This is a genomic window from Sulfitobacter sp. SK012 (assembly GCF_003352085.1).
Taxonomy (GTDB): domain Bacteria; phylum Pseudomonadota; class Alphaproteobacteria; order Rhodobacterales; family Rhodobacteraceae; genus Sulfitobacter.
Genome location: NZ_CP025804.1, coordinates 4,312,336 through 4,329,763 on the forward strand (window position 1 = coordinate 4,312,336; position 17,428 = coordinate 4,329,763).

Sequence of the window (17,428 nt, forward strand, 5' to 3'; positions counted from 1 at the left end):
GATTTGATGACCGTTCCTTCAACCGATATGCTTCGGGCCCCGACAGCCACGGAAAACCACCTGCCGCAGGTGGCCGAGCCACGTAACCCGGGAATGCCTCTGGACCTCAATTGGGTGCTGGGCGCGCAGGCGAACACCTCGGCGATTGAACGGCGCGCGGCATCACTGCCTGCGCGGCGGTCCGTCAAAAAGGCGCATCAAGCCGCATGGCTTTTGCGCGCGATCACCTGCATCGACCTGACGACCCTGTCGGGCGATGACACCGATCGCCGCGTTGCGCGGCTCTGTGCCAAGGCGCGCCAGCCGGTCGCACCCGCGCTGTTGAAGAGCCTCGGCATGGCCCCTGTCACCACCGGAGCCGTCTGCGTCTATCACGAGATGATCCCAGCCGCGGTCAAGGCGCTGGCCGGCAGCGGCATCCCAGTAGCAGCGGTATCCACAGGATTTCCGGCGGGTTTATCCCCTTTGCCACTCCGCATTGCTGAGATTGAGCAAAGCGTAGCCGAAGGTGCCGCAGAAATTGATATTGTGATCTCTCGCCGTCATGTGCTGACCGGCAATTGGCACGCGCTTTATAACGAAATGCAGCAATTCCACGTGGCGTGTGGCGACGCCCATGTCAAAGCGATCCTAGCCACTGGAGAGTTGGGCAGCCTGCGCAACGTCGCGCGCGCCTCGTTGGTGTGCATGATGGCGGGGGCTGATTTCATCAAAACATCGACCGGCAAAGAAAGCGTCAACGCGACCCTTCCCGTCAGTTTGGTGATGATCCGTGCGATCCGAGATTACTATGACCGCACAGGCATCCGTGTCGGGTACAAGCCCGCGGGCGGGATATCAAAGGCTAAGGATTCGATTACGTATCTGGCGTTGATCAAAGAAGAGCTGGGCGATCGCTGGCTGCGGCCTGACCTTTTCCGCTTTGGTGCGTCGTCGCTGTTAAATGATATCGAGCGGCAGCTGGAGCATCACGTGACAGGCAATTACTCGGCAGGCTACCGGCATGCGACAAGCTAAGCAGGCCGATTTGAATTTATTTGGAAAGATGAAGCCATGAGCGTCTCTGAGATTTTCGAAACGATGGACTATGGTGTGGCCCCAGAATCTGCGGCCGAAGCGCTGGCTTGGATCGTCGATCAAGGCGGGCAGTTTGGCCATTTCATCGATGGAGCTTTTACCGAAGTTGGCGACGGCTTTGAGAGCCGCAACCCAGCGACAGGCGACGTGCTGGCGACAATTTCCCAAGCGGGGCAGTCAGATGTGGACGCCGCCGTCAAAGCGGCGCGGCGCGCGCAACCCAAGTGGGAAAAGGCCGGAGGGGCTGCACGGGCACGGTACCTTTATGCATTAGCGCGGCTTTTGCAGAAACACGCCCGACTGTTTGCTGTGCTCGAAGTGCTTGATAACGGTAAGCCGATCCGGGAGGCGCGCGACATCGATGTGCCGCTGGCGCAACGGCATTTTTACTACCACGCCGGCATGGCCCAACTGATGGAAAGCGAGCTGCCAGATCGGTCCGCGCTGGGTGTTTGCGGGCAAGTGATCCCGTGGAACTTCCCGCTACTCATGCTGGCGTGGAAGGTGGCTCCAGCATTGGCCATGGGCAACACGGTGGTGTTGAAACCAGCTGAGTATACGTCCCTAACCGCGCTGTTATTCGCAGATATTTGCCAACAGGCGGGCCTGCCTAAGGGCGTCGTCAACATTGTGACTGGTGATGGCGCTGTGGGCGAAATGGTTGTGGCAGCGGATGTCGACAAAGTGGCGTTTACTGGGTCCACCGCTGTGGGCCGGCGCATTCGCGAGGCCACGGCAGGAAGCGGCAAGGCGCTGACCCTCGAGCTGGGGGGGAAATCACCCTACATCGTTTTCGACGATGCGGATCTTGATTCAGCGGTCGAGGGGTTGGTCGACGCGATCTGGTTCAATCAAGGTCAAGTCTGTTGCGCGGGATCACGACTGCTGGTGCATGAGCCTGTTGCAGATGTGTTCTATGCCAAGCTGCGCGCGCGGATGGACAAGTTGCGGATGGGCAGCCCCTTAGACAAATCTATCGACGTGGGTGCAATTGTGGACCCGGTTCAATTGGCGAACATCCGGGCTTTGGTCGCAGCAAACGACGCCGGGCAGACCCATGTGGCCGCTTGTGAAATCCCCTCAGAGGGAAGCTATTATCCGCCAACATTGATCACTGGATTGAATCCGGCTGATACGGTGATGCAGGAAGAGATATTCGGACCTGTGCTGGTTTCAACAACGTTCCGCACCCCTGCTGAGGCCGTGGCCTTGGCCAATAACACCCGTTACGGGCTGGCCGCGACTGTTTGGTCTGAAAACGTAAATCTTGCATTGGATATTGCGCCAAAACTTGCTGCTGGGATCGTTTGGATCAATGGAACCAATATGATGGATGCCGCTGCTGGCTTTGGCGGCGTACGCGAAAGCGGCTTTGGTCGTGAAGGCGGTTGGGAGGGGTTGTTTGGCTACACCAAACCGTCAGGCAACGCCAAGCCACTGAAAGACCTGCAGCCATTTACCGGAGAAGACGCACCAAAGGGCGGTATCGACCGGACAGCCAAGCTTTATATCGGGGGCAAACAAGCGCGACCAGACAGCGGATATTCCGCGCCCGTTTGGGGCAAATCAGGTGCGCTTTTGGGGCATGTGTCACAAGCCAACCGCAAAGATGTGCGCAACGCAGTTGAGGCAGCACAAGCGGCCAACGGGTGGAGCAAAACCACCGGACATCTTCGGGCACAGATCCTGTATTACATCGCTGAAAACCTGTCAGCGCGCCGCGACGAATTCGGCAAGCAGATTGATGCGATGACCGGCGGCAAGGTTGGCGGCAAAGAGGTTGATGCCAGCATCGACCGTCTATTCACCTATGCAGCCTGGGCAGATAAATACGACGGCCAAGTGCACGGCGTTCCGATCCGCGGTGTGGCTTTGGCGATGAAGGAACCCGTGGGTGTGATCGGCGCGTTGTGCCCGACAGAAGCACCCCTGCTTGGTCTGATTTCTTGCATGGCTCCGGCGATTGCCATGGGTAACCGTGTGATCTTGGCAGCGAGCGAAGCATTCCCGCTGGCATCCACAGACTTCATTCAAGTGCTTGAGACGTCGGACGTGCCTGCTGGGGTGGTCAACATCCTGACCGGCCCACACAAAGCTGTCGCTGACACTATGGCGCGGCATATGGATATTGATGCGATCTGGAGCTTTGGTGCGGCGGCGCATTCCGCCGTGATCGAGCATGGTTCTGCCAGCAACCTCAAACGAACATGGGTTAACAACGGCATGGCCCGTGATTGGATGAGCAGCGAAGGTCACGGCCACGCATTTCTGCAGGCCGCAACAGAGATCAAGAATGTCTGGGTGCCCTACGGCGAATAGGGCACCGCACTGTTACTCGGTGGTCGTCTCAAGCCCAACGGGGCGGCCAACAACCACAAAATGCAACGCTTCGGGATCAAGAAGTTCACCAGCGACGCGTTTGACGTCTTCTAGGGTCACGGCCTCAACCAATTCATTGCGCGTTTTCACATACTCAGGCGTCAGCCCGATCATCTGCATGCCCACAAGGATGCTGGCAATGGTGCTGTTGCCATCAAACCGCAGGGGATAGGCCCCCGTAAGATAAGTCTTTGCATCGCGCAGTTCGTTTTCGGTCACGCCTTGGGTTGCAGCCTTTTCCCATTCGTCGCGGATCACCTCGATGGCTTGGCCGATGCGGTCATTGGCTGAGCTCACAGAGCCCATATAAGTTGCCGCCAAATCACGTGGCCAGAGGTAGGAATAGACGCCGTAGGTCAGGCCACGCTTTTCACGCACTTCGGTCATCAAACGGCTCTCGAATGACCCACCCCCCAAAATCTGGTTAAGCAAAACAGCGGCAAAGTAATCCGGATCATCAATGCCAATACCGGACTGACCAAAGAGCGCGACGGACTGCGGCGTATCAAAGTCGATAACCGTAACGCCCGGCGGAATTTGAGGCTCAATCTTCGGCGGCATCGGGGCCCCCGTCTCGGGCAATGCACCCAGCAACGTATCGATCAAAACGCCCAACTGCTCGGGGGTGATGTCACCCACGGCACTAAACAACACGCGGTCACGGGCCAGCACCGCGCGGTGGGCTGCAACGATGTCGTCGCGTGTCAGGGCCGCAACACTCTCAAGCGTGCCTTGCTCGGGCGTGCCATAAGGATGATCGCCGTAGGTCGCCGCAGCGAATGCGGCGCTGGCGATGTCGCCAGGATCTTTGAGTTCAAAGGTAATACCTGAGATCACCTGCGCGCGAACACGTTCAACATCTGCCGGATCAAAGCGCGGCTCTTGCAGGGCCTTGCGCAACAGTTCCACCGAAGCATCGAAGTTCTCGGTCAGGAAACGCGCCGAGATCGTCACGTCCTCGCTGCCCGCAGAAAAGCCAAAGCTGGTCGCCATGGCCTCCGTTGCGCGGGCAAATTCACGTGCGTCTAAGTCCGCAGCCCCTTCTTCAATGAGGCCCATCATCAGATTGGTGGCACCGCGTTTGCCGGGCGCATCCAATGATGTACCGCCACGAAATGACAGCTCTAGGGCGACAAAAGGCAGCGAGTGCTCCTCTACCAACCAAGCGGTGGTCCTGCCCGGAGACGTCACAGCCTGAATATCGACCTCAGCATGTGCGGGGGCGGTGAGGGTCAGGCTTAGCAAAATGGCTGCGAAAAATCTCATTGGGTTTCTCCTGACTGGACGGGTGCTTCTGGCTTCATGAGCCAGCCCGTGACGGAAGCCTCACGGCGCAACAGCTTTGCCGCCTCCATGATTTCGTCTTCGGTGACGGCATCAAGCAATCCGGGCCAGTCCTGCACATCTTTGATGGTGAGGCCGGACGTCAGCGCGCGGCCATAGCGATTGGCGATCCCGTCAACGTTGTCTTGGGCGTAAATCTCGCTTGCTCGGATCTGCAGCTTAATCCGCTCCAGCTGTTCGGGGTTCACACCGTCGAGGGCAAACTGAGCCAGTGCTGCATCCATCGCATCTTCGGCCTCTTGCAGGCTTACGCCGTCGCTGGGCACCACTATCATACGAAACGTCGTGTCATCCAAAGAGACGCTTGAATAGTAAGCTGTGGAATAGGTCGCGACCGGTTCGTCGAACTGGAGCTTTTCGGCGAAATAGCTGGTCGTGCCGCCGCCCAGAATCTGCGCAAGAATAGTCAGCGCCGCAGAGGTTTCTTGCGCGCCGCTGTCACGTTCCGGCATCAGATAGCTCCGGCTGACGTAAGGTTGCGCCACGCGCGCATCCCGAAAGATCACACGCCGTTCTGCATTTTGCGGCGGCTCTTCTGTGCGCAAACGGTCCGGCAAATCAGGGTTTGCTGGGATGACACCATAGTATTTTTCGGCCAAAGCGCGCACTTCATCTGGTTTCACATCGCCTGAGACGACCAAAATGGCGTTATTGGGTGAGTAGTAAAGCTCGTAGAAAGACAGCGCATCTTCCAGATCAAGTTCGCGCATCTCGTGCATCCAACCGATGATCGGCGTACCGTACCGGTGATTGAGATACTGCGCCGCAGACATCTGTTCACCAAAAAGAGCACCGGGATCATTCTCGGTACGCTGGTTGCGTTCTTCGATGATCACGTCTCGTTCTGTTTCGATGTTTTCAGGCGTCAGACGGATGTTTTTCATCCGGTCAGCTTCCATGGACATCATCAGCTCAAGGCGGTCAGCTGCGATACGTTGGAAATATGCGGTGTAGTCGTGGCTGGTAAACGCATTGTCGCGCCCGCCATTGGCCGCAACTGTGGCCGATAGCTCTCCGGCTTCAAGCTTGTCGGTTGCTTTGAACAGCAGGTGTTCCAGGAAATGCGCAACCCCTGATGACCCTTTGGGTTCATCCGCTGATCCCGCGCGGTACCACAGCATATGCTGGACGACCGGCGCACGGTGGTCTTCGACGACAACGATCTGCATGCCGTTATCAAGCACGAAATCGGTCACGCCACCCCGTGTCTCACTTTGTGCGGCGGCTGGTGCCAGTGCTGCGGCAAGCGCCGCGCTTTGCAGGAGTCTCAGCATCGGGGATCCTTTGAATGGGGAGGCAATTTTATCTGTACCACAGTACCTACGCCCAATCCGCCAAGGATCAAGGCAGGCAGTAGAAGATCACAAAGATGTAATGCTCTTTGGATTAGCTAGGTGGAGGGGCAGACGGCGTGCGGGCACCTGCTTGGCGCCAGCGCGCAGCTTCGCGCTGCGCATCGATGGCCTGAGAGCGGTAAGCTTGATCATAGCGATCGACCGGGACAATGCGGTACTGTGTGAATCGCGATTTGCTGCGGCGGAATTCAGCGTCGGCTACCGCCAGATCCTGACGTATGCTGGGGGTCACTCCCAAGCGACTTGCGTGCTGGACAAGTGCGCCATTGCTTGCAGGGATCGGTCCTGTTGGATTACCAATGCTGCCGCCAAAGGCCGTAAGCCCTTCTTGTTTGGGGTTGCGGTCCGTGAGGTTGGCTTGGCCGGGCGTCGGTGCCGGCAGGGCCCTATAATCTGATGGCTGCTGAAGCGCTCCAACAGGCTGCACACTGAATTCGTCCGGGCCTTCTGAATCGCTACGAAGATCCCGCAGGCCGACGTTGGCACACCCCGCCAAAAAGGCAGGGATCAGCAATATGGCAAACATCAGACGCATGGGTCGTCTCCTCGGGTACTGCCCCTCAATATCGCAGGCCAACAGGCAATGTCACCCGACTTTTTTGACGGGCTTCTTTTTTCCTTTTGGTTTGGTCGGTTCTGCAAAGACGATCAATCCAATCGCCCCTGCAAAAATGAACACATCCGCAAGGTTATACACAAACGGGTTGGTGAACCCGCAGCATGAGTTGTTCAAGAAATCGAGTACGTAGCCATAGATCAAACGGTCCACCACATTCGCAAGTGCTCCGCCCACCAGCAAACCGGTACTGATCAGGCCAATCCGACCCAACGGTGTGCGCATGGCCCAAATCAGGACCGCGCCGCAGATCACCAGCGCCAGGACAATCAAAATCCAACGGCTGGCGTCTGAGCCGTCGCCAAAGAGGCCAAAGTTGATGCCCCGGTTTTCGCCGTAGCGGAAATTGAGCACCGGCGGCAAGACATCAATGCTGCGGATACGGGCGAGTTCCATCATATGGATCACCACATATTTGCTGACCTGATCGGCCAGAAAGGCTGTGAGCCCCGCCCAGAAGATGACCTTCATAACCCTTGCCCCTTTTAGTGCCTAAAGTGGCGCATGCCGGTAAAGACCATCGCCAAACCTGCCGCGTCAGCAGCCGCGATCACCTCGTCATCGCGCATTGATCCACCGGGCTGAATAAGCGCTGTTGCACCCGCTTCAGCTGCAGTGATCAACCCGTCGGCAAACGGGAAAAATGCATCTGACGCCACAACCGACCCTTGGGTCAGGGGCGTGGGCAGGCCCATCGCTTCGGCCATGTCCTGTGCTTTGCGGGCGGCAATGCGTGTGCTGTCAACGCGGCTCATCTGGCCTGCTCCAACGCCCACGGTTGCGCCGTCTTTGACATAGATTATCGCATTGGATTTCACATGTTTCGCGACCGTCCAAGCAAAGAGCAGATCGCTCAACTCTTGATCTGATGGCGCGCGTTTGGTCACAACTTTCAGATCATCTCGGCTGATCCGGCCTACGTCTTTGTCCTGCACAAGATAGCCGCCGGACACCTGCCGCACAGCCAGTTTGGCCACAGCAGGGTTCGACAGACCGTCCGTGGTCAGCAGGCGCAGGTTTTTCTTTTTGGCAAAGATCGCCAGCGCATCAGCATCAGCACCCGGAGCGATGACAACTTCGGTAAAGATGCCACTAATCGCCTCTGCTGTGGCACCATCCAGCGTCTGGTTCAGCGCGATAATCCCGCCAAATGCACTCGTGCGGTCACAGTCAAATGCGCGGATATAGGCCTCAATCATGGTGCTGCCCGTCCCTACGCCGCAAGGGTTGGCATGTTTGATGATTGCGCATGCTGGGCCGTTTTGGGGATCAAACTCACTCACCAGCTCAAACGCGGCATCCGTGTCGTTGATATTGTTATAGGACAGGTCCTTGCCCTGATGTTGGGCCGCCGTCGCCACGCCGGCAGCACTTGTGCCATCGGTGTAAAAAGCCGCCTGCTGATGCGGGTTTTCGCCATAGCGCAAGGTTTGAGCAAGTGTTCCGCCAAAGCTCCGGCGGCGCGGCGTGCCGCCAACTGCATCTGCCATCCACGTGCTCACGGCTGTGTCGTAAGCTGCCGTGCGCGCATAGGCGGTCTGGGCCAACCGTTGGCGCAAGGCATAGGTCGTCTGGCCTCCATGTGTCGCAAGCTCTTCGAGGAAGGGAGCGTAATCCTCCACATCGACGATCACATTCACAAACCCATGGTTTTTTGCAGCCGAGCGAATCATAGCCGGACCGCCGATATCAATGTTTTCGATCACATCGTCATAAGCAGCGCCCTTGGCCACGGTGGCCTCAAACGGATAAAGGTTCACCACGACTAGATCAATTTCGCCGATGCCATGTTCGTCCATCGCCGCGCGGTGAGTATCATTATCGCGCAACGCCAGCAGACCGCCGTGCACCACCGGGTGCAACGTCTTGACCCTGCCGTCCATCATCTCGGGATATCCCGTTGCATCCGCCACATCGCGCACTTCAAGACCGGCATCGCGTAGGGCCTTTGCAGTGCCTCCTGTGCTCAACAATTCGATCCCTCGATCGGCAAGAGCGCGGCCCAGATCAACTAGCCCCGTTTTGTCGGATACGGAAAGAAGGGCGCGTTTGACGGGGTGCAGATCGGGCATAGATTGGGGTCCTTTATGTCAGTCTTCGTCGCGGTATGGATCTTCTCGCGACAGATCACGCACGCCAATCGCAGTTTCCTGCGCTTTGGACAAGGACCAGCGGACTCGGGTCACTTCGGTTATTGCGCGGCCCGACAACACAATCTGCTGCGCCGCGCGGGGCTTGAGACGCGTGGTCTCAAGATACACGCCCGGTTCTAACGTCAGATCCAGCACCCCATCATGGCGAAAGACCCAGATTTCTCCGCTCTTGAGCGCCATGCTGACGGCGGCACCACCCAAATCCACTGTCGCGTCGACTTCAGGATGCAAATGAAAGCGAATTTCAAAGACGATGCCGGTCAATTTGGTGCCATCTAACGCCCGATCAAAGCGGCGCTTGTCGGCGTCTTCCATGGCCAACAGCATATCTTCACCAGCCATCGCGCGGCCATCCAACGTCAGCTCCAGCGTCCGCGCATGGGTCAGGCCATGTGTCAAGACATAGCCGTCGTGTCCGCCCTGAAACCGCATCCCATCCGAGACCGGCGTGATTTCCACGGGAACATGAGCGGGGCCGTCAATCAACGATTCAACGCCAGAATTGCGGTCAGGCACATCCAAACGCGCGCTGGAATACCCGCCCAGCGACAGGGCAGAATGTGACGGGGTGGCCCGGCCGGCACGCCGCCAGTCCAGACCAAAAGACGCACCTGATCCGCAGTTTACAATCAACGGCCGACGCCCAGACGTTAACTCAAACGCAAGGGTCGAGGCGTGGGCATTCGCCGAGGCGGCACCGCTGGGCGGCGGGCTGGCATCTACGATAACGCTTGTTCGCCCCGCCGAAAGCCGCGCGTAGCCCATGGCAAGCCCATCAGGGTGGCCCGCACGAACCCGAGCAGAGGCTAATGCGTGATCAAGCCAGCCTTCGGCACCGCGCCCGCCACCATGAAACCGCGCCAAAGCACCATCAGCATGGCGTAACGTTCGCAATGTCGGGGCGATGCGCTCAATGGCAGCCAGATGGGCCTGTGGCGTGCGACGGCCCGCATCGCTAAGTGCGGCGGCGGCCCATGTTAGCAGTGTGAACACCTGCAAAAGCTCTTCGGGATTGCGCGTCGGCAACCCTCCTTGGGCATCGATTTGGCTGGCGCATTCCCGCGCGAGCGCTTTGATCGCTGGATCAGCAAGTGTCTCGAGCCCCTCGATCGAAAGGCCTGCGTAAATCAATCCTGTTAGCGCTTCAAAACGCGGCAACCCGGGCCGAGCACCGTGCCAACGTCTGGATAGAAAACGCGTTTGCTGCACCAAAGACCGGTAGAATTCGTCGCTGTTGGGCGTGTCATTGCCGCGCAACATAAACAGGGCATGGTTGATCCACCGTATCAGACGGCGCCCCGTCAGGTCTGGCGTCCAGCCGGGGCCGCGCCCTTTCCCGTAAAGCTCAATCCAACCCCAAAGCCAGCGTTGCGCAGTTTGACGCGCAGCGATGTCGCCGACCGCGGCCAGGTCATCAAGCCAGGCAAACCCGTGCAATGCTTCGGCGAAACCAGCATCGGGGGGTGTAATGTCCCACGGAGATTTCTCCCGGTCGGCCACCAGATTGCCTGCAAACAGAAAATTGCCAGCGATCAGCTGACGGCCCCGCGCAAAGGAACCGATCGTGCGCGGTTCAGGAGAAGACACGAATCCACGCGCTTTGCCACGCGAACGGGTTGCGGCCCGTGCGTGCCACAGGTTCAAAAAACGCGCCTTGCGCGCACCGATCCGGGTCTGGTTGAACATCTGCTATGCCTATCCACGCTCTACTGGCGTTTGTCAGCAACATAACGCCCAAGACGCAGCAAGTCACCGACTTTCGCTGATGGAGCCAGAATCGCTGCAATCTCGGCAGGACCCGGCCTAAATTGGGCTTGCAGCAAGGGGGCGAGAGGCCCACCTTTGGGTCAAACCTGCGCCGGAGGCTGCACAATGATCGCGAACCTAATGATGTATGCCCGCCCCGAACTGTCTGAGGCTCACGCGCGTTATTGGGCATTGCTGCGCACGTCCTTCGCGGACCGCGGGATCGCAAGCCCCGAAACCTTAGCACAAGAGGCCGAGGAATTCAGCGTTTGGCGCGACCCTGCACTGGTGCTCAGCCAAACCTGTGGAATGCCCTTTCGCACGCAATTGCAGGAAACCGTCACCCTGATTGGGACGCCCGATTTTGGATTAGACGGCTGCGCGCCGGGCTATTACAACAGCGCGATTATCGTGCGGGAAGATGATCTGCGCGGCGATATTGCTGAATACCGCGAAGCTCGGTTCGCCTATAATATGGCAATCTCGCAATCCGGTTGGGCGGCACCTTACGCTCATCTGCAGCAGCACGGGTTTTGGTTCACCAAGCGGTTCGAAAGCGGTGGTCACGTCAATTCCGCCCATGCTGTCGCAAATGGGTCCGCAGATATCGCTGCGGTTGATGCGCAAACATGGGCTTTGATCAAGCGGTATGAGCCTTGGGCCGAAAAACTGCGGGTGCTTGAATACACGCAACCTACGCCCGGTCTGCCTTACATCGCCGGGCCAAATGCGGACGCAGATACGACATTTGATGCAGTCGCTGAGGCCATTGCCGCGTTGATCCCCGAGGACGCGGATTGCCTTGGCCTAAAGGGGATTGTGCGCATCCCCAAAGAGACGTACCTCGCCGTGCCGAACCCGCCTGCCAGTGCGGCGGATTAAGCTTTGCGCAAGCTAGCGATGTAGAATCCGTCCATGCCGCCATGCTCCGCCCAATAATCAGGACGTAGACGAAGGCCGCCTTCTGAGGTGATCCAGCTTGGATCAATGCCCGGCAATGCAAGAGCATCGCGGTCAACATGCATGTCGGCATGACGCTCCAATGCATCGTCAATTTGGACTTCGCCTTCGTCGGGCAACAGGCTGCAGGTACAAAACACCATGCGTCCGCCGGGCTTTAGCAGGCTCCACGCATGGTCGATCAACTGTTCTTGCAAGTCCATCAACGCCCCGAATTCTGAACCATCCTTAGCGTGGGGCAAATCAGGGTGACGGCGAATCGTTCCCGTGCCAGAGCACGGCGCATCAAGCAGGATCGCGTCAAATTCGCCTTCAACGGCGCGCGCATCCATCACTTTGGTCTTGGCTGGAAGGTGCACACGAGCAAGGTTTTCGCGAACGCGCGCCATGCGCGAGGGCGAATTATCAACAGCGACAACCTGCGCGCCGCGCGAGGTCAACTGCATCGTTTTGCCCCCCGGTGCCGCACATAGGTCCAGAATTGCTTCGCCCTTTTGTGGGTTCAACACTTGGACGGGAAAAGCCGCTGCGGCGTCTTGGACCCACCAGTCACCAGCCTCGAAACCCGGCATTGCAGAAACTTGCCCTGCGTCTGTGATCCGCACCGAGCCATTGGGCAACATCGTACCAACAACAGCTTCGGCCAATTCTGAAGCATCGCCCCGGGCTGTCAGATCAAGTGGCGCACCAGCAAGATGCGCGGCTTCCATCGCGGCCATGGCTTCGGCACCCCAAGCCTCAACCAAAGGAACGCGCAGCCATTTTGGCAAGCGTGGTGCACGCAAGGCCGCCCATGCCTCTGGGCCTTCGGCGGCAATCTTGCGCAGGACCGCATTGACCAGCCCTTTAAGGTTGGCGTGGCGATGATGCGCACCAACCATCGTAACCATAGCGTTGACCACACCGTGGGCAGCACCGCCCTGACACAGTTCAACCGTACCGACGCGCAATACATTGCGCACGGTCAGCGCCGGGTATTTGCTCAGGTGTTTCTGCAGCAACCGATCCGCGCGTTCCAGATTGCGCAACGTATCCAACGCCAGTCGCTGCGCACGGGCGCGGTCATCGGGCGGCAGCTTATCGAGAACGCCAGCCCCCAACAGTTCGGACATCAACTTGCCCTCTCCCAGCACCTCATCAAGGAGGTACACGGCACTTTTGCGGGCTTGAACGCCGGTGTCTGACATGATGAGGTCTTTCTGAATGGGGTCGTCGGGTTGTCTGGGCCAAGGCGCGGCGTATATCAAGAGCTAGCATAGAGCAAAGGGGCATCGCGTGGCAGGAAATCCTAAACCAGAGCCGAAACCGATTACCGACGCTGCGGTTATGCCGGTACCTGAGCCTAAATCCGATCTGCCCCCTCCCGCGCAGCGCGCATTGGCCGAAGCCGAAGCGCGTCGTGCCGCAGCAAAAAAGCTTGATTTACCGCCCGAACTGGGGGGTCGCGAAGGACCCGAGCCCGTCCGCTATGGCGATTGGGAGAAAAAGGGAATTGCCGTCGATTTTTGAACGGCCCGCCCAAACGCCTTAGCGCAGGCGGAAATCAGCGCTGTCGCCGGTGCCTTGGTCTGATGTGAAACGGATGGATGTGCCCGATGCCGCCACCTCTTGGCAGTTGTAGCCCAAATCATCACCGCCCCATTCAAGGCTTCGGCAAAAAAATCCATCTTCCCATGTCCATTTGCCCGCAACGTCCCAAATCGCACCCTTGCCGCTGATTTTACCGCTTGGGGAGAGGTTGATCTTGACCAACGGCCGGGTCAGCGTTTTGTCGCGCACCAGTTGGACGAATGCGGCCTCGCTTTTTACCGTTGCAAAATCGGCCAACGCTGGAGCTGCGGACACCACTATGGCGGTTATCAAGGCGAAAATGAACTTCATCGGTGCGATCCCCAAGTGGCGTACTTAAAGGGATACGCACCGAACCGCCGTTTGGTTTCATTTCGCCTGAAATTAGTTAACGCAGCCCCAGCTTAGTTTTCTGACAGACCCAAAACATCCAGCATGTCATATTGCCCCGGCGTGCGGCCTTGCCCCCAAAGCGCCGCCTTGAGCGCCCCTCTGGCAAAGACATTGCGGTCCGAAGCCACGTGGCGCAGCACGATCCGTTCGCCTGCGGCCGCAAAAAGCACGTCATGTTCGCCCACAATGTCGCCGCCCCGAATAGCGGTAAAGCCAATATCGCCGCGTTTGCGCGCACCGGTTATGCCGTCGCGGCCTCGATCAGATACGTCGCCCAGCGCAACACCGCGCCCTTCGGCCGCAGCCTCGCCCAGCATAAGGGCCGTGCCCGAGGGCGCATCCACCTTTTGATTGTGATGCGACTCGATGATCTCAATGTCGAAATCATCGTCCAATGCGGCGGCCACGCGCTTGGTCAGTTGGGTCAGCAGATTAACGCCAAGGCTCATATTCCCCGCACGCACGATCACGGCATGGCGCGCGGCCGGTTCAAGCGTTGCGATCTGCTCGTTGGTCATGCCAGTCGTCCCAATCACGTGGACCGCATGCGCTTGGGCCGCGAGTGTCGCAAACTCCAACGTGGCTGCAGGTGCAGTGAAATCGATAATGGCCTGCGCGTCCTTGATCCCTTCCAAAGGATCATCCGTCACGAGCAAGCCCAAATCAGCCACGCCCATACAAGCTCCCAGATCACGCCCAACCCAGTCATGGCCTGCACGTTCAATAGCGCCGGCAAGATGGGTGTGCGGGTTTTGCAGCACCTCATGCACAAGCATTTGGCCCATGCGCCCTGATACGCCAGTGATTGCGATCCCTGTGGTGTCGGTCATGTGTTTTGCCCTCTGAAAAACTTGTCCCCGTCTAGCGTGCGGCGCGATGCTTGGCAAAGGCGCAATGACACCTTAGATGGGGCGTATGGGAATGAACAAAGATCAAGAAGGCCGTGGCCCGGCACAAAGGCAACTGCGCGTTGGCGAACTGGTGCGCCGCTCGTTAAGCGAGGTTCTGGCGCGCGGCGACGTGCATGATCCAGATCTCAACCGCATGTCGATCACCGTGGGCGAGGTTCGTATGTCGACCGACCTCAAGATCGCAACGGCATACGTTTTGCCGTTGGGCGGTATTGGACGCGAGGACGTGCTCAAGCTCTTGTCTCGCAACAAAGGCGAGTTGCGGCGGCTGGTTTCCAAAAAACTCGCCCTCAAATTCGCGCCAGATCTGCGGTTCCAACTGGACGAAACCTTTGACCGGATGGACGAAACACGCCGGATGCTGGCCCAGGACGTGGTACGCCGCGATGCCGAAGCGCCTGATACAGATGAAGATGGCGCGCCCGATCAAGGCCCAGCCTAATGTGGCGTGTGCTGGCGGTGCTCGGGCTGCTGGCGGCCACTCCCCTGCACGCCGCGCAATGTCGCGACATTGAATATTCGGGCAATGGCTACACCATTTGCGAAGTCGATCTGGCGTCCGAAACCTTGCGTCTGTTCTTGCACAACGAATCCGGCACGCCATTTGGCTATTTCGGCAGCATCGATGGGGCGCTGAGTACGCAAGGAACGCGCCTAGGGTTTGCGACAAACGCCGGCATGTACCACGATGATCGCGCACCAGTCGGCCTTTATATCGAAGACGGCAAAGAGGTGCAGCGCGTAATCACGAACGCTGGCCCGGGAAATTTCGGGCTGCTGCCCAATGGCGTTTTGTGCCTAAATGACGGGCGCGCAGATGTCATCGAAACCCTCCGCTACGTTAACGAAGCCCGCAAATGCAAAAGCGCCACACAATCCGGGCCGATGCTGGTGATTGACGGAAAGCTGCACCCCCGTTTCCTCAAAGACAGCACTTCACGCTATATCCGCAACGGCGTTGGCAGCAGCCAAGATGGCCTAAGGGCGGTTTTTGCGATTTCGAATCAGCCGGTGACCTTCCACGAGTTCGGCAGCCTTTACCGCGACCACCTTGCGCTCAAGAATGCTCTCTATTTCGATGGTAACATCTCGCGCATGCGCGCACCCGATTTGGGCCGCAAAGGCGCGGGCTTTACTGCACTTGGGCCAATTATTGGCGTGGTTGAGCCTGAAAAAAAGTAAATTTCGGCCCATTTCGACGTTTTAGACATCTAACGGGCTGGGCAGCAGTGCCGTCAGCCGTTACAGCCCGCCAACCAAGCAATTTGAGGGACGACATGGGACGCAAACGCAAGGGACGCGATATTTCGGGGTGGGTCGTGATCGACAAGCCCGCCGGACCGACCTCAACTGCTGTGGTCAACAAGGTCCGTTGGGCCTTTGATGCGCGCAAAGCGGGCCATGCAGGTACGCTTGATCCTGATGCAACCGGAGTGCTGGCCGTGGCTTTGGGTGAGGCAACAAAAACCGTGCCCTACATTACTGATGCGTTGAAGGCTTACGTGTTTACCGTGCGGCTCGGCATTTCGACCAACACGGATGATGCAGAAGGCGAAGTTCTGAACACATCAGACCTGCGCCCAGACGATGCAGCGATCAAGGACGCGTTGGGTCAGTTTGTCGGCGACATCGAACAAGTCCCCCCGCAGTTTTCAGCCGTCAAGATTGACGGCGAGCGTGCTTATAAGCGTGCCCGCGACGGCGAGACGATGGAGATCGCGGCGCGCCCGCTCTTTGTCGAAAGCCTGCTGTTGATCGATCGTCCCGATGCAGACCACGTCACGCTAGAGATGGTCTGCGGCAAGGGTGGTTATGTGCGCTCTATCGCGCGGGATTTGGGGAATGTATTGGGCTGTCAGGGTCACGTGCGCGAACTGCGCCGTACTTGGTCGGGCCCCTTCGAGGTTGAGAATGCCCTGACCCTTGCGCAGGTCGAAGAGATGGCGCGCACCGAAGCGTTGGATACGCATGTGGGACCGCTTGAGTTAGGACTACAGGACCTGCCAGAAGTCACCGCAACTGCCGAAGGGACCGCCAAGCTGCGCAATGGCAATCCGGGCTTGGTTTTTGCAGGCGACGCTGAATACGGCGATGAGGTCTGGGCCTCGTTCCAAGGCCGCGCTATCGCAGTGGGCCGCTATAAGTCAGGCGAGCTGCACCCGTCGCGGGTATTTAACCAAGAAAACTAATTCGGAACTGATGAGTTCCGAATGTTACAGTCTGACATCCCGCACACGCGGATGTCAGCAGAATAAGGCGTTTGTGACAGGGTTTGTTTCAGTTAGCGTCGCGGCGATCATCCCTGCGTGAGGCCCCCTGCACAGGGGCCAACCGCACCTGCATATTGGTATCAACGAAACGCCATGCAGGAGAAAACACTATGAAACAGGCCCTCTTCACCCTTCTAAGCGCCGGCGCGCTCGCCACCGTTGCCTTTGATGCCTACGGTCAAGGCATCAGCCCACTTTTGGGCATGGCCAAGCTCGCTCCGGTTGGATTGGCCAGCTCAACACTCAAGTCAGTCTTTGGAGCCAGCCCCAGCGGTCTTGCGCATTTGTTGCACGCAATGACGGGCATGGTCGCCTACGTGCTGGGGTACTTCCTGATCGCCAGGCCACTTCAGCGGGCGAATTTGCCGTCCCTGCCTTGGGTAGTCACTGCGGCGGCTTACGGTGTGGTCCTGTGGGTGTTCGCACTTTATGTCATGGCGCATTTGGTGGCCGGCATGCCTGCCTTCCTCGGTTTTGGCGGCATCACTTGGGTCGCGCTGTATGGCCACGTGATCTATGCGCTGGTCGCCGCTTGGGTGATCGAAGCACACGGGCTCGCCTTTACGCCCAAACCGCGCCCCGCCGTCGCAATCGGTTAATCCCACCTCGCTCTCCAAACCGCCGCGCGCCCTCCCTCACGCGGCGGTTTTGCGTT

Annotated in this window: 17 protein-coding genes; 8 read left to right on the forward strand and 9 right to left on the reverse strand. The window is 58.5% G+C overall.

The annotated features are described in order from the left end of the window. Positions 1-6 precede the first annotated feature (6 nt). Positions 7-1,017, forward strand: a complete 1,011-nt coding sequence (deoC, locus tag C1J03_RS21030; protein ID WP_254694117.1) for a deoxyribose-phosphate aldolase — start codon at positions 7-9, stop codon at positions 1,015-1,017. Between the two features lie 36 nt (positions 1,018-1,053). Then, positions 1,054-3,396: an aldehyde dehydrogenase family protein gene (locus C1J03_RS21035; protein ID WP_114888356.1), complete on the forward strand. Its 2,343-nt coding sequence runs from the start codon at positions 1,054-1,056 to the stop codon at positions 3,394-3,396. Between the two features lie 12 nt (positions 3,397-3,408). On the opposite strand, the gene C1J03_RS21040 is transcribed toward C1J03_RS21035, so the two are convergent. The 6 genes from C1J03_RS21040 to C1J03_RS21065 all read right to left on the reverse strand — a co-directional run bounded on the left by C1J03_RS21040 (position 3,409) and on the right by C1J03_RS21065 (position 10,610). Continuing rightward, positions 3,409-4,722 carry a M16 family metallopeptidase gene (locus tag C1J03_RS21040; RefSeq protein ID WP_114888357.1) on the reverse strand — a complete coding sequence of 438 codons (1,314 nt, stop codon included), beginning with the start codon at positions 4,720-4,722 and terminating at the stop codon, positions 3,409-3,411. Next, on the reverse strand, positions 4,719-6,074 hold the full coding sequence (locus C1J03_RS21045; protein ID WP_114888358.1) for a M16 family metallopeptidase: 1,356 nt from the start codon (positions 6,072-6,074) through the stop codon (positions 4,719-4,721). Before C1J03_RS21045 ends, C1J03_RS21040 begins: the two co-directional genes overlap by 4 nt. A 112-nt stretch (positions 6,075-6,186) precedes the next feature. Next, complete coding sequence (locus C1J03_RS21050) at positions 6,187-6,690, reverse strand: DUF3035 domain-containing protein (protein WP_114888359.1); 504 nt, start codon at positions 6,688-6,690, stop codon at positions 6,187-6,189. 51 nt (positions 6,691-6,741) lie between these two features. Next, entirely contained in the window at positions 6,742-7,242 is a 501-nt protein-coding gene (gene lspA / locus C1J03_RS21055) for a signal peptidase II (RefSeq protein WP_114888360.1), read from the reverse strand. 14 nt (positions 7,243-7,256) lie between these two features. Beyond that, entirely contained in the window at positions 7,257-8,843 is a 1,587-nt protein-coding gene (gene purH / locus C1J03_RS21060; RefSeq protein WP_114888361.1) for a bifunctional phosphoribosylaminoimidazolecarboxamide formyltransferase/IMP cyclohydrolase, read from the reverse strand. Positions 8,844-8,861: 18 nt separating this feature from the next. Further along, on the reverse strand, positions 8,862-10,610 hold the full coding sequence (locus tag C1J03_RS21065) for a heparinase II/III family protein (RefSeq protein ID WP_114888362.1): 1,749 nt from the start codon (positions 10,608-10,610) through the stop codon (positions 8,862-8,864). A gap of 186 nt (positions 10,611-10,796) precedes the next feature. Between C1J03_RS21065 and C1J03_RS21070 the strand changes: the two genes are divergently transcribed. Next, positions 10,797-11,552 (forward strand): phosphate/phosphite/phosphonate ABC transporter substrate-binding protein, encoded by a 756-nt coding sequence (locus C1J03_RS21070; protein WP_114888363.1) that lies wholly within the window; start codon positions 10,797-10,799, stop codon positions 11,550-11,552. On the opposite strand, the gene C1J03_RS21075 is transcribed toward C1J03_RS21070, so the two are convergent. Then, positions 11,549-12,817 (reverse strand): RsmB/NOP family class I SAM-dependent RNA methyltransferase, encoded by a 1,269-nt coding sequence (locus C1J03_RS21075; RefSeq protein WP_114888364.1) that lies wholly within the window; start codon positions 12,815-12,817, stop codon positions 11,549-11,551. The genes C1J03_RS21070 and C1J03_RS21075 overlap by 4 nt on opposite strands. A 139-nt stretch (positions 12,818-12,956) precedes the next feature. Between C1J03_RS21075 and C1J03_RS21080 the strand changes: the two genes are divergently transcribed. Further along, positions 12,957-13,139: a DUF1674 domain-containing protein gene (locus C1J03_RS21080; protein ID WP_114889127.1), complete on the forward strand. Its 183-nt coding sequence runs from the start codon at positions 12,957-12,959 to the stop codon at positions 13,137-13,139. An 18-nt stretch (positions 13,140-13,157) separates the two neighbouring features. Here the strand turns inward: C1J03_RS21080 and C1J03_RS21085 are convergent, their stop codons facing one another. Then, the gene (locus C1J03_RS21085; RefSeq protein ID WP_114888365.1) at positions 13,158-13,511 is read right to left on the reverse strand and encodes a dihydrodipicolinate reductase; all 354 of its coding nucleotides are present in this window, start codon (positions 13,509-13,511) and stop codon (positions 13,158-13,160) included. 92 nt (positions 13,512-13,603) lie between these two features. Next, entirely contained in the window at positions 13,604-14,422 is an 819-nt protein-coding gene (gene dapB, locus C1J03_RS21090; RefSeq protein WP_114888366.1) for a 4-hydroxy-tetrahydrodipicolinate reductase, read from the reverse strand. Positions 14,423-14,507: 85 nt separating this feature from the next. On the opposite strand from dapB, the gene rbfA reads away from it, so the two are divergent. The 4 genes from rbfA (at position 14,508) to C1J03_RS21110 (ending at position 17,372) form a co-directional block, all read left to right on the forward strand. Continuing rightward, positions 14,508-14,945: a 30S ribosome-binding factor RbfA gene (gene rbfA, locus C1J03_RS21095; protein ID WP_254694290.1), complete on the forward strand. Its 438-nt coding sequence runs from the start codon at positions 14,508-14,510 to the stop codon at positions 14,943-14,945. After that, a complete protein-coding gene (locus tag C1J03_RS21100) occupies positions 14,945-15,685 on the forward strand; it encodes a phosphodiester glycosidase family protein (RefSeq protein ID WP_114888368.1) in 741 nt (246 codons plus the stop codon). The genes rbfA and C1J03_RS21100 overlap by 1 nt, the downstream gene beginning before the upstream one ends. 95 nt (positions 15,686-15,780) lie before the next feature. Continuing rightward, complete coding sequence (gene truB / locus C1J03_RS21105; RefSeq protein ID WP_114888369.1) at positions 15,781-16,692, forward strand: tRNA pseudouridine(55) synthase TruB; 912 nt, start codon at positions 15,781-15,783, stop codon at positions 16,690-16,692. Positions 16,693-16,883: 191 nt separating this feature from the next. Beyond that, positions 16,884-17,372, forward strand: coding sequence for a hypothetical protein (locus tag C1J03_RS21110; RefSeq protein ID WP_114888370.1), 489 nt, complete (start codon positions 16,884-16,886; stop codon positions 17,370-17,372). Positions 17,373-17,428: the final 56 nt, after the last annotated feature.

Bases quoted from the DNA above. Each gene is read 5' to 3' on its own strand.
- deoC (WP_254694117.1), top strand. From the start codon at position 7: ATGACCGTTCCTTCAACCGATATGCTTCGGGCCCCGACAGCCACGGAA.
- C1J03_RS21035 (WP_114888356.1), top strand. From the start codon at position 1,054: ATGAGCGTCTCTGAGATTTTCGAAACGATGGACTATGGTGTGGCCCCA.
- C1J03_RS21040 (WP_114888357.1), bottom strand. From the start codon at position 4,722: ATGAGATTTTTCGCAGCCATTTTGCTAAGCCTGACCCTCACCGCCCCC.
- C1J03_RS21045 (WP_114888358.1), bottom strand. From the start codon at position 6,074: ATGCTGAGACTCCTGCAAAGCGCGGCGCTTGCCGCAGCACTGGCACCA.
- C1J03_RS21050 (WP_114888359.1), bottom strand. From the start codon at position 6,690: ATGCGTCTGATGTTTGCCATATTGCTGATCCCTGCCTTTTTGGCGGGG.
- lspA (WP_114888360.1), bottom strand. From the start codon at position 7,242: ATGAAGGTCATCTTCTGGGCGGGGCTCACAGCCTTTCTGGCCGATCAG.
- purH (WP_114888361.1), bottom strand. From the start codon at position 8,843: ATGCCCGATCTGCACCCCGTCAAACGCGCCCTTCTTTCCGTATCCGAC.
- C1J03_RS21065 (WP_114888362.1), bottom strand. From the start codon at position 10,610: ATGTTCAACCAGACCCGGATCGGTGCGCGCAAGGCGCGTTTTTTGAAC.
- C1J03_RS21070 (WP_114888363.1), top strand. From the start codon at position 10,797: ATGATCGCGAACCTAATGATGTATGCCCGCCCCGAACTGTCTGAGGCT.
- C1J03_RS21075 (WP_114888364.1), bottom strand. From the start codon at position 12,817: ATGTCAGACACCGGCGTTCAAGCCCGCAAAAGTGCCGTGTACCTCCTT.
- C1J03_RS21080 (WP_114889127.1), top strand. From the start codon at position 12,957: ATGCCGGTACCTGAGCCTAAATCCGATCTGCCCCCTCCCGCGCAGCGC.
- C1J03_RS21085 (WP_114888365.1), bottom strand. From the start codon at position 13,511: ATGAAGTTCATTTTCGCCTTGATAACCGCCATAGTGGTGTCCGCAGCT.
- dapB (WP_114888366.1), bottom strand. From the start codon at position 14,422: ATGACCGACACCACAGGGATCGCAATCACTGGCGTATCAGGGCGCATG.
- rbfA (WP_254694290.1), top strand. From the start codon at position 14,508: ATGGGAATGAACAAAGATCAAGAAGGCCGTGGCCCGGCACAAAGGCAA.
- C1J03_RS21100 (WP_114888368.1), top strand. From the start codon at position 14,945: ATGTGGCGTGTGCTGGCGGTGCTCGGGCTGCTGGCGGCCACTCCCCTG.
- truB (WP_114888369.1), top strand. From the start codon at position 15,781: ATGGGACGCAAACGCAAGGGACGCGATATTTCGGGGTGGGTCGTGATC.
- C1J03_RS21110 (WP_114888370.1), top strand. From the start codon at position 16,884: ATGAAACAGGCCCTCTTCACCCTTCTAAGCGCCGGCGCGCTCGCCACC.